Origin of the sequence: Neobacillus rhizophilus (assembly GCF_018343535.1) — a bacterium.
In the GTDB taxonomy this organism is placed as follows: Bacteria; Bacillota; Bacilli; order Bacillales; family Cytobacillaceae; genus Neobacillus; species Neobacillus rhizophilus.
On sequence record NZ_JAGYPF010000004.1, the window covers coordinates 733446 to 747489 of the forward strand.

The 14044-nt window shown below is 37.5% G+C and carries 16 protein-coding genes and 2 pseudogenes; 15 read left to right on the forward strand and 3 right to left on the reverse strand.

The genetic code is table 11. From position 1 onward, the window contains the following. Positions 1-115 precede the first annotated feature (115 nt). On the reverse strand, positions 116-361 hold the full coding sequence (locus tag KHA99_RS21700; protein WP_213119554.1) for a DUF2164 domain-containing protein: 246 nt from the start codon (positions 359-361) through the stop codon (positions 116-118). Positions 362-660: 299 nt separating this feature from the next. Between KHA99_RS21700 and KHA99_RS30975 the strand changes: the two are divergent. The 4 genes and pseudogenes from KHA99_RS30975 to KHA99_RS21715 all read left to right on the forward strand — a co-directional run. Further along, positions 661-810 (forward strand): annotated as a pseudogene (locus KHA99_RS30975) (penicillin-binding protein); the annotation flags it as partial. A gap of 172 nt (positions 811-982) precedes the next feature. Continuing rightward, positions 983-1309, forward strand: a complete 327-nt coding sequence (locus tag KHA99_RS21705) for an antibiotic biosynthesis monooxygenase family protein (protein WP_213119555.1) — start codon at positions 983-985, stop codon at positions 1307-1309. A 219-nt stretch (positions 1310-1528) separates the two neighbouring features. Beyond that, positions 1529-1735: a hypothetical protein gene (locus KHA99_RS21710; RefSeq protein ID WP_213119556.1), complete on the forward strand. Its 207-nt coding sequence runs from the start codon at positions 1529-1531 to the stop codon at positions 1733-1735. 697 nt (positions 1736-2432) lie between these two features. Then, a complete protein-coding gene (locus KHA99_RS21715) occupies positions 2433-3377 on the forward strand; it encodes an aldo/keto reductase family protein (RefSeq protein WP_213119557.1) in 945 nt (314 codons plus the stop codon). Between the two features lie 299 nt (positions 3378-3676). Here KHA99_RS21715 and KHA99_RS21720 read toward each other — a convergent pair whose 3' ends face one another. After that, positions 3677-4666: an aromatic acid exporter family protein gene (locus KHA99_RS21720; RefSeq protein WP_213119558.1), complete on the reverse strand. Its 990-nt coding sequence runs from the start codon at positions 4664-4666 to the stop codon at positions 3677-3679. A gap of 510 nt (positions 4667-5176) precedes the next feature. Here KHA99_RS21720 and KHA99_RS21725 point away from each other — a divergent pair. The 11 genes and pseudogenes from KHA99_RS21725 to KHA99_RS21775 all read left to right on the forward strand — a co-directional run bounded on the left by KHA99_RS21725 (position 5177) and on the right by KHA99_RS21775 (position 13141). Then, entirely contained in the window at positions 5177-5371 is a 195-nt protein-coding gene (locus KHA99_RS21725) for a hypothetical protein (RefSeq protein WP_213119559.1), read from the forward strand. A gap of 111 nt (positions 5372-5482) precedes the next feature. Next, positions 5483-6913, forward strand: coding sequence for a MocR-like pyridoxine biosynthesis transcription factor PdxR (gene pdxR, locus KHA99_RS21730; protein ID WP_213119560.1), 1431 nt, complete (start codon positions 5483-5485; stop codon positions 6911-6913). A 99-nt stretch (positions 6914-7012) separates the two neighbouring features. Next, complete coding sequence (locus KHA99_RS21735) at positions 7013-7429, forward strand: YfmQ family protein (RefSeq protein WP_213119561.1); 417 nt, start codon at positions 7013-7015, stop codon at positions 7427-7429. Between the two features lie 36 nt (positions 7430-7465). Next, on the forward strand, positions 7466-7579 hold the full coding sequence (locus KHA99_RS21740; protein ID WP_213119794.1) for a zinc-ribbon domain-containing protein: 114 nt from the start codon (positions 7466-7468) through the stop codon (positions 7577-7579). 175 nt (positions 7580-7754) lie between these two features. After that, positions 7755-8102, forward strand: a complete 348-nt coding sequence (locus KHA99_RS21745) for an ArsR/SmtB family transcription factor (RefSeq protein ID WP_213119562.1) — start codon at positions 7755-7757, stop codon at positions 8100-8102. 16 nt (positions 8103-8118) lie between these two features. After that, positions 8119-9078: a TIGR03571 family LLM class oxidoreductase gene (locus tag KHA99_RS21750; protein ID WP_213119563.1), complete on the forward strand. Its 960-nt coding sequence runs from the start codon at positions 8119-8121 to the stop codon at positions 9076-9078. A 43-nt stretch (positions 9079-9121) separates the two neighbouring features. Then, a complete protein-coding gene (locus KHA99_RS21755) occupies positions 9122-10144 on the forward strand; it encodes an LLM class flavin-dependent oxidoreductase (protein WP_213119564.1) in 1023 nt (340 codons plus the stop codon). A gap of 155 nt (positions 10145-10299) precedes the next feature. Continuing rightward, the gene (locus tag KHA99_RS21760) at positions 10300-10599 is read left to right on the forward strand and encodes an iron-sulfur cluster assembly accessory protein (protein WP_213119565.1); all 300 of its coding nucleotides are present in this window, start codon (positions 10300-10302) and stop codon (positions 10597-10599) included. A gap of 145 nt (positions 10600-10744) precedes the next feature. Further along, a pseudogene (gene yraA, locus KHA99_RS21765) lies at positions 10745-11257 on the forward strand (cysteine protease YraA). Between the two features lie 93 nt (positions 11258-11350). Next, positions 11351-12067: an SDR family oxidoreductase gene (locus KHA99_RS21770; RefSeq protein WP_213119566.1), complete on the forward strand. Its 717-nt coding sequence runs from the start codon at positions 11351-11353 to the stop codon at positions 12065-12067. A gap of 174 nt (positions 12068-12241) precedes the next feature. Then, positions 12242-13141, forward strand: a complete 900-nt coding sequence (locus tag KHA99_RS21775; RefSeq protein ID WP_213119567.1) for an aldo/keto reductase — start codon at positions 12242-12244, stop codon at positions 13139-13141. 119 nt (positions 13142-13260) lie between these two features. Here KHA99_RS21775 and KHA99_RS21780 read toward each other — a convergent pair whose 3' ends face one another. Beyond that, positions 13261-13980, reverse strand: coding sequence for a 3-ketoacyl-ACP reductase (locus tag KHA99_RS21780; protein WP_213119568.1), 720 nt, complete (start codon positions 13978-13980; stop codon positions 13261-13263). Positions 13981-14044 lie beyond the last annotated feature (64 nt).

A 14044-nucleotide genomic window follows, 5' to 3' on the forward strand; every position in this document is an offset into this window, starting at 1 on the left:
ATTATTCAGTAACGGGCAGTTGAGCTGAAGATGCAATTAATGATCAACGGTGCATTTGACACCAAAATCGACATAAAAGAGTGGAAAAGGAAATATTCCACTCTGTATAATTATTTTATCTTTTAATCGGACGTTCAAGCGTTAGGATTTCATCTTCAAGAGAAGAAAATTGCTGTTCAACTACATGTTTAACATCCAAGACAGCAGCGTTGTAAAAGTGAGGAGCAAGCTTCTCCTTAATGAAATCTAATACCCTTTCTGCAGCAAATTCAGTTATTTCTTCATCTCTTTCTTGAGAAAAGAAATATTGGATGTCAGAAATCATTAATTCTTGTTGTTCTTTTTTTAGTTTAATAAACATTTGAGACACTCCTTAAATAGTTATTACCCAGTAACTATATATCTGAAAATCAAGAAATTAAAGGCTGTAATTTTATGAAAATATATGTACACGCATGACTCAAGCAGCTTCCTAATTTTAAACAGGACTATTATTATTGTGCAATTCAGAGAAAATGTGCAGCAAATAAGAAGGTGCTTCTTCAACTCTATAGGGCCAGATTAATGAAAGAAGGATTGTAATTACCTTTAGCGAATAAATAGAGATAACTGCAGTCTGAAGGGGAAAAAGGAGTAGAAACTTTGGAGAAGCTTGAATAATTGATTTCTTGGGTAGAGATCATAAATGAAAAAAATAAGAGTAGTGCTTTTGCATTGTATATTCTAAAGGACAATAAAGTGATATTGGAACACTACAATGGTTATCATTCTAATTCATTTGAAGCATCACCTATCACAGCATCTTCACGCTAATGGCAGCATTTTTTATAATAAAAATTTGTGAAAAATACACTTAAAGGGGACATTACTTCAACAATGGGGTAATGCTATTTTCTTATTCAAGTAACAAAGTTTAGTGTAATAAAATTTTATAATGAAAAAGTAAGAATTTAAGAAATCAGTGAATTTGGGGGAATGAAATATGAGTGGAATTGCAAAAACTCCTGAACCACCTTATTACGCAGTAATTTTTGCATCACAGCGAACTGAGGGTGACAGAGGTTATGGAAAAATGGCGGACAAAATGGTTGAGTTAGCTTCTCAGCAGAAGGGATTCTTAGGGGTAGAAAGTGCTCGTGATGGGGAGTTAGGAATTACAGTTTCATATTGGGACTCTTTAGAATCCATAAAAGATTGGAAGGAAAATTCAGCCCATAGAATGGCACAAGAAAAAGGAAAAATAGAATGGTATAAAAATTTTTCTCTTAGGGTTTGTAAGGTAGAAAGACATAAATTTTTTGAAATGTAATTAATTGTTTTACTTGTTTGTTTGCTAAGAAGGGAACTAGGGAAGAAATATTAGTACATTTTAATGATATAAATGAATATTAGTTTTTAACTTAGTTATAAGAATTAAAACAAAAAATACTAAACACTATTACAATTTTGATGTAGTTTTTTCCATAAATAAAAATAAAATGTAAGGTGATTATATAGAAGTATTCAAAATAAAAGGAGAGAGATTCTTATGACTCAAATTGATGTAAATCAACTAAATCAAGCAAAAGCAAATGTAACACTCACACAGGACTTATTAACAAAAGCAATTGAAAAGGCAAATTCCGATCCTACACTCGCCCAGGAGGCGATTAAACAGGCATCAAACGAAATTTCATCTGCTTTAACCGCCGTAACACAAGTACAAAAGTCATCTCAAGTCCAATCAACAGAGTGATTAAATAGTTTTTACCTGAGTAGCAGTTGTTGGATCATATGCCAGGGGTGATTATCAGAGCTGCTCACAAGAGTTGTAAATGACTGTCCTGACCTTGAAAAAATTACTCTTACAAACTACTATCTCAAGCATTTAAACCACCTTTTTCGGTCACATTTGAGAAAAAATGCACCGAGAAGTAAAGAAGGTTACCTCACTGCAAAGCAACTGAAAGTTGTTGAGTGGTATCAGCAAAAACGCTTAGAACAAATGCAAGAAAACTATATATTAAAGCGGATTTGATATGAAATTTTTGTTACTTATAGCTTGGCATCAATTCCATATTAAGTACAATAAAATATTGCTTGATGGTTGCATTGATAAAGAAATTCGAAATAAATTGTTCCAAAAGATTGAACAACATAGTATTAAATCAAATGAATTAAGAAGCATGAAATGACTTTGCCTTAAGGAGGTAAGGTCATTTTTATTGCACAATCTCTTATCTTGTTGTATAGCTGCTGTGCAAATGCGGCAGCTTTACTTCTTCAACTAACAGGCAGGTTGCATAAACAACGGAAATGGATTTGGTGTAATGCAAAAAGCCCATCATTTTGGCTTTTACTTTATTTTGGAACAAGTTACAAAATATTGGACATAAAGACAAAACATATAGTATTTTTATTTTGTGTCACGATATTATTTGGGAGGGATAATCATGGAATACCGTCGTTTAGGAAAAACAGGACTAAAAGTGAGTGAAATAAGTTTAGGCAGCTGGCTTACTTATGGTGGGTATGTAGAGGAACAAAATGCTACAGCTTCAATCGATAAAGCCTATGACCTTGGGATAAACTTTTTTGATACTGCCAATGTTTATATGCGCGGGGAAGCAGAAATTGTAGTCGGAAAAGCCCTAAAGAAGTTCGTACGTGATTCCTATGTTTTAGCCACAAAGGTATTCTGGCCAATGGGTGATGGGCCGAACGATCGTGGGTTATCCCGAAAACATGTAATGGAACAATGTCATGCGAGTCTAAAACGCCTGAACACCGATTATGTGGATATTTATTATTGTCATCGTTTTGACCAGGAAACGCCGCTCGATGAAACATTGCGGGCTTTAGATGACCTTGTACGCCAAGGAAAAGTATTATATATCGGGGTTAGTGAATGGACAGCTGAGCAAATTACTGAAGCAGTTCATCTTGCAGACAAAAAGCTCCTTGACCGAATTGTTGTGAATCAGCCACAATACAGCATGCTTCAACGGTATATTGAAAAGGACGTCATCCCAGTATGTGAAAAACATGGCATTGGCCAAGTCGTTTGGTCTCCTCTTGCCCAGGGTGTTTTAACTGGTAAATATCAGAAGGGTTCTCAGGCTCCTGCAGGAAGCCGTGCATCACAAGAAAAATACAGTAATCTTTTTGGATTACTCACTGAGGATAATCTTGATAAAGTGGAATTACTAAAAGAGGTAGCCAAAGAAAATGACATGTCACTTGTCACCCTGGCACTATCGTGGATTTTACGACAACAAAATGTCTCCAGTGCTCTTGTAGGGGCAAGTCGCCCTGAACAGTTGGAGGAAAATGTAAAAGCATCAGGCGTAAAGTTAAATGCTGATACCCTCGCTCGTATTGAGGACATTTTAAGATAAGGCTCTGTTAAGAATTTATTTTTTCTTTGAAAGATTAGGAAGAAACACCGTAGAATTGGTGTTTCTTCGTATTCGAATATCAATTAAATACCTTTTCACTGTGAGTTCTTGTTCAACTAAAGGGTGCAAGAATTGAAGAAAAGCAATACATTTTTTCAGCATTGCTTTTCTTACGTCCCTTTTTAAAAATACTTCTATACACTTAAAGTCAATAAATAGAAAAAAATACAAGAACCCTCACCCTGTCAATAAGGGGGAGGGTTCTTCCTTAAACCATCATTTCCAGTTTATTTACGTTTTTATTTTTCGGTTATTAAGTGGTTGGTAATTACTTTCGATTCTACTTTTAAAGATTTCTTTATCAGTAGATACTGTTCCATCTCTTTAATCAATTGAAATAATTGAGCCCTGGCCTCAAATTCCTCCCTTGATTCTGGTAGAGGTTCATCCTTAAATTGGGTTTGTAAATCATATAAACGAATTAACAACTGCTGTGCCGTGTTCCCAGGGTGAATATAACTGCTTACTACTTCAAGAAAATCTGCAATCATATATCTTTGTTTGACTAACGGCTCAATCGATGTCACGATGGGTAAAACCCGCTCAATAATTTCAAATTGTTTTTCACGTATTTGAAAATAATGATAAAAGTAATTTTCTGAACGTAAAAAATGATTCTCTACATTTCTAAACGCCAAACTTTTAGCTTCTTCCAGCAAGCCGGCCGTCTCCGTAATTTCATTCCCCATCCAACGGCTTTCATTTGTCCGTAAATAAGATACCATTTCCTCAAAAATTTTGCGAAAATTTTTCTCAATTTCTACTTGATACTGCTTTAGCTTGGAATCTAGACTAGGCATATACAAGTTCACCAGAAGGGCAGTTCCAATGCCAATGACTATAAGAGAGACCTCGTTTAAAACGATTCCCGCCGTCATTTGGTGCCCTGAGTAGATATGGAGAATGATGACGGAGCTCGTTACCACGCCTTCGGAGACCTTAAAAAGAACAGTAACCGGAATGAATAGCAATAGTAATAATCCAATCACGAGAGGATGATAGGCGATCCCTTCAAAGAATATAAAGGAAAAGCCGATGCCGAGAATACAAGCAACAAAACGGGCATACGCAGTTTTGAGGGATTTTTTCTTGGAGTTTTGTATACATAAAATCGTTATAATGCCGGCAGAAGCAAAAAAATTCAAGCCGAAAAATTGAGCAATGATGATCGCTGCTGCCGTGCCAATGGCTGTCTTTAATGTACGATAACCGATTTTATATCTTCCCATGTCCTAACCTCTTTAATTCTTATAGTTTTATATAACCGGAGAAACATCGATTAAACAAAATAGGTCATAAAATTTCATCTTAACTTTTGTATTATACAGCCTTTTTTATCTTTTAGAAAACTTTACCTGAAATATCATCCCACCGAAAACTGTATTTTTCATCCCTCATAAAAGAAAAATCCGATCTTTTTATCGTTATTCAAATAAAAAATCTTCCAGAAGGATTTGGCTTGATCCTTTCAAATATACCTGCGGGCATGCCGTTTTTGCCGTGATTAATGATTTCAATTTCACTTTGGGAATATTTTGAACCCACTTTAGTTAAGTTCGGTCCTGCGATTTTGATAAAGTGGATGGTTGAATTTAAAGATGATTGGATGGTCTCTAAATAAACTCCATATATTATAATTTTAAAAGTGATATTCCTAATAATAAGACAAATAATATAGGACTTTAGTGGTCCAACTATAATCATTAATATTTCTATATTTTATTCATAAGAGGTGTTATATGAAGATATTAATTACCTTAGTAATCGTTGTCATCATAATCGCAATTATTTCAACATTATTTATCGCTGGAAAGGCTGACGATAATTATAGTAGTTCCACAAAAAGAAACACAACAAATTTGACGTTGATTTATGCTATTTCTATTCCACTAATTTTAATAGCTCTTGGAATATTTATTGTGTTTTTTACCTAATAAAAATGCCTATTGTCGTAGACGATAGGTTTTTTTATAATAAAAGATTTTTCCTGAAAAAAAAGAAGAATAATAAGATCACGAATAATCACTAAATAGGGAATGTTGAATATGGATTGGAAACCAGATCGAAACGCCAAAAAAGCTATTTATAAGCAGCTTGCAGAATTTATCGAAAATGGAATTGCAGATGGTACTTTTCCCCCTGATAAACCACTACCTTCCGAAAGAAATTTAGCTAAGGAACTTAATGTAAACAGAAGTACAGTGGTTGCTGCATATGACGAATTGGAATCAAATGGACTCATTCAAAGAAATAGGGGAAGCGGGACGACAATTAGTAAAGATATTTGGGGAATTACCAAGAAGCGTATACCGAGTTGGAACAGGTATGTCGAGGCTGGCTCGTTTTTACCAAATCAACCTGTAATACAAAGGATTCGAAAAGAAGCAGTTGAACATAAGTTGATCAATCTTGCGAGCGGGGAACTGTCGGAAGATCTTTTTCCTCTGAAATTCTTACGTGAGATTACCTCAACTAGATCATTTATTGGAAGCTTAGGATATGATCATCCACAGGGGAACGAGCTATTAAGGGGTACCATTACAAAGCATGTTAAGCAGTTTCGTAAAATTGAAACAAATCCTTCTTCTATTTTAATTACATCTGGAGCACAACAAGCGTTGCACTTAGTTGTTCAATGTCTGTTAAAACCAGGAGATGCAGTTGCTTTAGAGGATCCCTCTTACAATTACAATCTTCCAATATTTAAATCAGCAGGAATTAAACCGTATTATTTACCAGTAGGCAAGGATGGTATTGAACCGGCAGATTTGCTGACATTATATAAAAAACACCGAATCAGAATGATATTTTTGAATCCGTCTTATCAAAACCCGACAGGAACTCTGCTTAGTGAAACTAAGAGGAAAGCTATTTTAGACATATCTTCTGAATACGGGATTCCCGTAGTCGAGGATGATCCATATAGTTTAACTTCTTTTACAGGAGAAGAAGTCTCAACATTAAAATCGATGGATATCCACGGAAATGTATTATATATTAGCTCCTTATCAAAAATCGTCGCTTCTGGGTTAAGAATTGGCTGGATTATTGGACCAAGACCGGTTATTGAAAGATTATCAGATGCGAAACAACAAATTGACTTCGGGCATGCAAGTTATACTCAATGGATTGCCAATGATTTTCTAGAATCGGAAAATTTCAATTCGCATATCAAAGGATTGGTAAAGGAATTAGAGAAACGAAGGAATCAAATTGTCACCTCCCTAAATTATTTTTTAGGGGATCAAGTGGAATTTTTCATCCCTCAAGGAGGAATTCATCTATGGTGCAATGTGAAAAAAGACTATAATGAAATGCAATTGCTTGAGGAATCAATCAAAAGAGGAGTCATTTTTGTCCCAGGTTCAACCATGGGTTCTAAAAAGGGATTCGTCCGTTTTACTTTTGCAAGGGAAGATGAAGAATCCATACATGAAGGAATCAAAAGGTTTGCAGCTGCGCTTAAATTCCTTTAATGACAACTACTTTGTTGAAAATTTTAAGATTCTTAATCTATTAATTTTTAAAATAAGAGCTTGAGGTAAACCAGATATTTATCAAGGAGTAGATATGAAATGACATGGACGGCTGCTGTTATTATAGTGATTGGTGTAACTTTCAAATTATTAATGAGTCCCCCAAGTGCAGTTGTAGGTTGGGTTGTAAGCAAATTTGCACTACATCCACAACTTGATTCAAAAAATATTACAATAACATTTAATGGAAAGCACCTAGAAGAGGTGGAAAAAATTAGTTTGATTAATTATTTTAATGAGGCTAACTTTTTAAAAAAATATCCAATATTTCCAGGCAATGAGAAATTATTTCTACATCCAGAGACTAATGTTATTCCGTTTATTATAAACGTAAAAAGGAAGAAAAAAGAGGTAAATCTCTTCTTATATTGTTACAATGATCGCGTTGATGTAGTAAAGCAATGGAAGAAGAAAGTTGCTTCCTATAGTCTTAGTTCTGAGCATCTCCAAAAGTAAACTATTTCAAATAGTATAGACGTATAAAAGAAGCACATAAACCCAGACGAACTGACAATTGCCAGTCAGAAAAAGGTCTTTTGGAAGTGTTCTAAGGGTCATGAATGGGAAGTTGCCATATATAATAGGGTGTTATATGTAGGTTTTTAAGTGGTCTTTTTTAAGATGGGAGCTTTTCGCCGTATTTCCTTCGAAACATATCATTTGATTTGGACGGCCCAGATGGCTAATATATTAATATCGCGAATTACCGATTTGGCGTGATGCTTTCAGATCATCTATCCAGCTTCCATTGGGATAGTGATAATCGATATAGAAAGAGGCAATGACATTGAAGCAGGAATTGGAACGCTTAAATGATGAACAAGCCGTTGAAATTTTTAAGGCATTGTCGAACCAGACGAGGGTGAGCATTCTTCAAATGTTAAAAGATCCCTACAGTCATTTTTCACCGCAAGCCCATATTTTTGCTGATGAAGGATTTGAAGGCGGGGTTTGCGTAGGGGATATCCGAAGCAAGGCCGGGATTTCGCAATCCACTACTTCACAGTATTTATCGATTCTGCTGCAAAGCGGGCTGGTTGAAATGAAGCGAATCGGACAATGGACGTATTATCGCCGTAATGAGGAGACGATTAAAAAGTTCGAAAAATACATCGGCACAAAAATTTAAGGAGAATTGAATTGAAGTGAGTTTATTACAGCATCGAGCATTCAACAGGTTGTACCAAAAGGATAAAATGACGCTTGGTTTCGCGATTCCGACTGCAAGGATGTCCAAATATCCGATTATGGAAAATCAGCTGTCGCTTGCCCGCAAAATTGAAGACCATGGTTTCGCGGCATTGTGGCTTCGGGACGTTACGATTCAGAATTTGAATATTGATGATAATGGTCAAATGTATGATGTATGGATTTATTTGACCTATCTTGCGGCCCATACCAAGGATATTGCACTTGGAACGGCGAGTGTGGTTCTCCCGCTGCGCCATCCTGTCCGAGTGGCAAAGGAAGCATCATCTGTTGACCGGTTGTTTCCCGAACGCCTGATCATGGGAGTGGCTTCAGGAGACCGGGATAAAGATTTCACAGCTTTGGGAATATCCAAGCTCGAAAGTGGAGGGCTGTTTAAAAAGAATTATGCATTCCTTGAACGGCTGTTAAAGGAGGATAGTCCAACAATCAACAGCGATTTAGGCGTCATCGAAGGAACGGATATGAGAATGATCCCCAAGCCTTTTTCTTCGATTCCGACCATGGTGACAGGATTCAGCAATCAATCGATTGAATGGATCGCCCAGAATGGGGACGGCTGGATCCAGTACCCGAGGATTATCCCACAACAAACTCAATTGATTAACGAGTACCGCGAGTTGTCGGAAATTCACGCCCCAGGAATGTTTAAACCTTTCACTCAGACTTTATTTATCGATTTATCGGAAAATCCCGATGCGTCTCCTGTTCCGATTCCGTTAGGATTTCGTGTAGGGCGCAAACAGTTATTAGAAATTCTATATCAATTTCAATCCATTGGTGTCAATCACCTGGCATTTGTATTGTATTTTTCAAAGCGCCCTCCCGAGGAAGTCATACAGGAGCTTGGAGAGTTTGTGCGGCCTTACTTTCCGACTCATGAAATTCCAGTATGAGATTAGTTTATAAAAAAATTAGATAAGGGAAGAAGATGAACTTATGTCTAAACATGCAAAAAAACTAAACGAAATTCCATTCTCGGTGCTTGATCTTTCACCGATAACAGCCGGAAGTACCCCTGCTGACTCTTTCCGCCATACATTGGAACTCTCACAGCTTGCTGAAAAACTTGATTACAACCGTTTTTGGCTCGCTGAACATCATAATATGCCGTTTATCGCCAGTTCCGCCACTTCTGTGGTGATGTCACATGTGGCAGCCGGTACATCAAAAATCAGGATTGGTTCAGGAGGAATCATGCTGCCGAATCACGCACCGCTCGTCATCGCTGAGCAGTTTGGCACTCTTGAATCATTATATCCTGGGCGAATTGACCTTGGTCTGGGGCGGGCACCCGGTACAGATCAGGGGACCGCTCGTGCATTGAGACACGACTTGGGAAGTACCGGAGATGACTTTCCTGAGCAATTAGCGGAACTCCGCGGTTACTTTGATCCATCCCTGGCACAAGGGAACCCTATAAAAGCGATTCCAGGTGAAGGTTTGAATATTCCAGTCTGGCTGCTGGGTTCAAGCGGCTTCAGTGCGCAGCTGGCCGGAGAACTAGGTTTGCCATTCGCGTTTGCCGCCCATTTCTCGCCACTTAACACTCTGGGTGCTCTACAGATCTATCGCAAGGCGTTTAAGCCTTCGAATGTTCTCGATAAGCCGTATGCGATGGTGGCATTGAATATCATTGCATCAGAAACGGATAAAGAGGCAAAGCGCCTTTTTACAACAATACAGCAGCAATTTTTGAATTTGATGAGTGGCAACCTTATACCGCTTCAACCACCGGTAGATGACATATCCGAAGTGGCCAGCAGCTACCAATTAAAGGCTCTCGAGCAGCAATTAGGCTCATCGATTGTTGGCAGCCAGCAGACGGTAAAGGACAAGCTGCATACATTTTTGGAGGAGAGCCAGGCTGATGAAATCATGGCCATTGCCCAAGTTTACGACCACAAAGCCCGCCTCCGTTCGTATGAAATTCTGGCAGAGATTACAAAAAACGAAAGTTAAAAAGGAAGCAAGGGAAATCCTTTTGTGAATTTCTTAAAACGTTGACAACATGACCTGAAACCTCTAGATATTACAGGATTCTTTAACAAAGGGGATTTATTGGATTATGGTGTATTTTAAAAATATAAAAATGATTAGAATAGGAGACATAAATTATGCAATGCAAAATTAACCGAAATGCTGCTAAAGTGCTGAAACAAATGTTGGAAAGTGAAGAGGCTGATGGGAAAATGGTTCGGGTATACGTTACACTGGACCATGGGGACCATGCCCATTACGATATAAAGCTTGATACTTCTACAGAACACGATGAAATTGTGAAAACAGACAAAGGCATTGATGTTTTACTCGATAAAAGGGAACAGTTTTTAGATGGGGTTTGGATCAAGTATTTCTATGTGCCGCAAGCAGGATTTGACATCACAAATTCTTCCAAAGGGCATCACCATCATTAAACACGTGACAGAGCGATACTAAATGTTTTTATACCTTCATATATCTAGCAGTATCATGTACTAAACACAGTAGATTACTTGTATTTATTGTGTTAATGAGAATAATACCAACGATGCTTTTACAATTATAAGGGGGCTTATCATAATGAGCAAAAAAATCGCTACACTAAAAACAGACTTATTTGAAGATGTAGAATTCACAGAACCAGCATAAGCATTTAAAGATGCTGGTCATCAAGTGATCACAATCGACATACAGGCTGGAAAAGATATTACTGGTAAAAAAGGTGAAGCAGTAAAAATAGATAAAGGAATTGGGGAAGTTAACCCTCAAGACTTTGTTGCTTTACTCATCCCTGGCGGCTTCTCTCCCGATTTATTACGTGAAGACGACCGTTTTAGTGAATTCGCAAAAGCATTTATACAAGAAGGTAAACCTGTTTTTGCCATTTGCCATGGCCCACAAGTATTAATTGATACAGACCTATTAAAAGGCGTCGACATAACAGGTTTCAAATCAATAAGGAACGATCTCAAAAATGCAGGTGCTAACTACAAAGATGAAGAAGTTGTGGTAAGCAATAATATTGTAACAAGCCGTTTTCCGGATGACATTCCTGCCTTTAATCGTGAATCCTTAAAATTATTAGCTGAATAATAGCGTAAGGTACTTAATAGTATCGTTTTAGAAATTAATATTTCACAATGAATTTCAATACAAAAAAGATTTTAAGAAGGAAGGGTTTTTACTATGTCATTAAATGGTAAAAGAGTAGTTGTTTTAGGGGGTACTTCTGGTATTGGTTTAGCAACTGCCAAAGCGTTTCTCGATCAATCTGCTCAAGTGATTATTGCCAGCCGTTCTGTTTCCAAATTAAATGAAGCAAAACAAGTTCTTGGTGGCAATGTAGAAGGAATTGAAATCGATTTTCGAAGCGAAGAAAAAGTAGCAGAATTTTTCAGCAAGGTTGGAAAATTTGACCACCTTGTGGTAACAGCAGGAGAAGGCGCAATGGGGCACTTTAGCGAATTGCCTGTGGCAAGTGCTAAAGAGGCGTTTGATAGTAAGTTCTGGGGGCAATATATTACCGTCCGTTCAGCACTTCCATATTTAAACAATGAGAGCTCAATCACCTTAACCTCTGGTGTATATGGCGTTCGTCCTCCTCAAGGCGCTACTACGTTAGCGGCAATCAATTCAGCCATTGAAGGATTGGTTCGAGGACTTTCCGTAGACCTAGCCCCTATTAGGGTAAACGTGGTTTCACCTGGAATTGTAGACACTCCAATCTATGCTGGAATGCCAGATGATCAGAGGAAAGCACTGTTCAACGGTATTGCACAACAGCTCCCTGTTGGACGGATTGCAAAGCCGGAAGACATAGCTGAAACCTATGTATACCTTGCTAAAAATGGTTTTACTACTGGGACAGCTGTTCTTATTGATGGTGGAGCCCACTTAGTATAATGGCCTGAATGGATGTTGAACGGAAGCTTATCACCCTGCCAAGCAGCGGTTCTAACTAAAATAGAAATAAGGTAAGAATTAAGTAATTTACTGGTGGCAATACTGCAAAAGAGTATTGCCGCCTTTTTTGTTATTAGGTACATAAAAAGATACAAAAGGAAGTGTTGATTTTTAATGAGTGTACAGGACGAAAATAAATTAACAAAAATAAAAAATTCCCTTGAAAGTCGTGTAGTTACATTGCCTGATGGAACTTCTCTACCAAGAATAGGACAAGGAACTTGGTACATGGGAGAAAATCCTCAAATGAGAGAAAGGGAAATCAAAGCTTTACAACTCGGAATAGAATTAGGCATGAAACTAATAGATACGGCGGAAATGTATGGTAATGGCGATTCTGAACGCTTAGTAGGTGAAGCAATTAAAGGACGTAGAGATGACGTCTTTTTAGTATCAAAGGTGTATCCTCATCATGCAGGATTAGATATGATTGCCAAAGCGTGTGAAAACAGTCTAAAAAGGCTTGGAACCGATCATCTTGATTTGTACCTTTTACACTGGCGAGGACGTGTGCCATTAGCAGAAACCATTGAAGGAATGGAAAAGCTACGCAAGGAAGGAAAAATAGTAAGGTGGGGAGTCTCCAATTTTGATACCGATGATATGAAAGAGTTATGGAACACCCCTAACGGAAAAAATTGTATGACTAATCAAGTGTTATACCATCTTGGTTCAAGGGGTATAGATTATGATCTCTTACCATGGCAGCAAGAACATCACATGCCTATTATGGCATATAGCCCGCTAGCTCAAGGAGGTTCTTTAAGAAGACAACTGTTAACGGATCCAACCATTAAAGAGATTGCAGAAAAATACGCTGTACAACCCTTACAAATCGCTCTCGCTTGGACAATCCGTTCTAACAATTGTCTAGCTATTCCAAAAGCTGTTCAAGAAGAACATGTACTAGCAAATGCGGAAGCTGCTATTATTGAATTAACAAAAGAGGATTTAAATAGACTTGATGAAGTATTTCCGCAACCGACTAGAAAAATGCCTTTGGACATTATATAGAAATTACTATAAGAGAGTTTATTTTTTTATCTTTCTGTCTTTTTGTCCTTGTATCACTGATACATATAGGAGAAGTTCGTACCTACTAAAAAAGCAGACCCAAACGGATCTGCTTCGTTTTATGATGGATTTGTTGACCATAATCCAGCTGTTTTTACGAATACTCTTGGATTAAATTTTAAACTAGCCACGACTAATTCTGCAAGGTCTTCTGGGTGCATCACGTTTTCTTCATTGCCTTTAACAAGATTTGTATCAATGGCTAAATCTGTAACGACCGTGCTTGGTGTTAAAGCAGTAACACGGACATTATGTTTTCTTACTTCTAGCATAAGTGATTCTGTTAGCCCTAAAACAGCGAATTTAGAAGCACTGTAAGCACTTGTAACAGGAGCACCTTTTTGGCCAGCAGATGAAGAGATATTGATGATATCTCCTGATTTTCTTTCGATCATTCCTGGTAATACTGCTCTTGTTACATTATACACACCCATTAAATTGACATGGATGATTTTTTCCCATTCTTCTGGTGTTAGTTCAAGGAACCCGCCAAATTTAGCAACACCAGCATTGTTGATTAGGATATCAATTGGGCCTAAGTCTGATTTGATATGTTCAACAGCATGGGTAACGGATTCAAGATCGGTCACATCTGCTGTTGCTGCAGAAACCTTTACATCAAATTGTGCTAGCTCAGCAGCTACCTTTTCTAGATTAGACATATTTAAGCCGATTAGGCCTAAATGAACTCCTTCTTTTGCTAAGGCGATAGCAGTAGCACGTCCAATGCCTCTTCCTGCGCCAGTAACTATTGCAGTTTTTCCATTTAAAGAAATCATTTTTTCACTCCTAAAATTATTACAAATTGAAGTAGTACATTCTAACAGAAAGACCGCAATCTTG

What these genes read in the sequence shown, in the direction of transcription:
- KHA99_RS21710 (WP_213119556.1), top strand. Translation starts at nt 1,529, where the DNA reads ATGACTCAAATTGATGTAAATCAACTAAATCAAGCAAAAGCAAATGTA.
- KHA99_RS21715 (WP_213119557.1), top strand. Translation starts at nt 2,433, where the DNA reads ATGGAATACCGTCGTTTAGGAAAAACAGGACTAAAAGTGAGTGAAATA.
- KHA99_RS21775 (WP_213119567.1), top strand. Translation starts at nt 12,242, where the DNA reads ATGAGTGTACAGGACGAAAATAAATTAACAAAAATAAAAAATTCCCTT.
- KHA99_RS21725 (WP_213119559.1), top strand. Translation starts at nt 5,177, where the DNA reads ATGAAGATATTAATTACCTTAGTAATCGTTGTCATCATAATCGCAATT.
- KHA99_RS21770 (WP_213119566.1), top strand. Translation starts at nt 11,351, where the DNA reads ATGTCATTAAATGGTAAAAGAGTAGTTGTTTTAGGGGGTACTTCTGGT.
- KHA99_RS21720 (WP_213119558.1), bottom strand. Translation starts at nt 4,666, where the DNA reads ATGGGAAGATATAAAATCGGTTATCGTACATTAAAGACAGCCATTGGC.
- KHA99_RS21735 (WP_213119561.1), top strand. Translation starts at nt 7,013, where the DNA reads ATGACATGGACGGCTGCTGTTATTATAGTGATTGGTGTAACTTTCAAA.
- KHA99_RS21700 (WP_213119554.1), bottom strand. Translation starts at nt 361, where the DNA reads ATGTTTATTAAACTAAAAAAAGAACAACAAGAATTAATGATTTCTGAC.
- KHA99_RS21760 (WP_213119565.1), top strand. Translation starts at nt 10,300, where the DNA reads ATGCAATGCAAAATTAACCGAAATGCTGCTAAAGTGCTGAAACAAATG.
- pdxR (WP_213119560.1), top strand. Translation starts at nt 5,483, where the DNA reads ATGGATTGGAAACCAGATCGAAACGCCAAAAAAGCTATTTATAAGCAG.
- KHA99_RS21780 (WP_213119568.1), bottom strand. Translation starts at nt 13,980, where the DNA reads ATGATTTCTTTAAATGGAAAAACTGCAATAGTTACTGGCGCAGGAAGA.
- KHA99_RS21755 (WP_213119564.1), top strand. Translation starts at nt 9,122, where the DNA reads ATGTCTAAACATGCAAAAAAACTAAACGAAATTCCATTCTCGGTGCTT.
- KHA99_RS21745 (WP_213119562.1), top strand. Translation starts at nt 7,755, where the DNA reads ATGACATTGAAGCAGGAATTGGAACGCTTAAATGATGAACAAGCCGTT.
- KHA99_RS21705 (WP_213119555.1), top strand. Translation starts at nt 983, where the DNA reads ATGAGTGGAATTGCAAAAACTCCTGAACCACCTTATTACGCAGTAATT.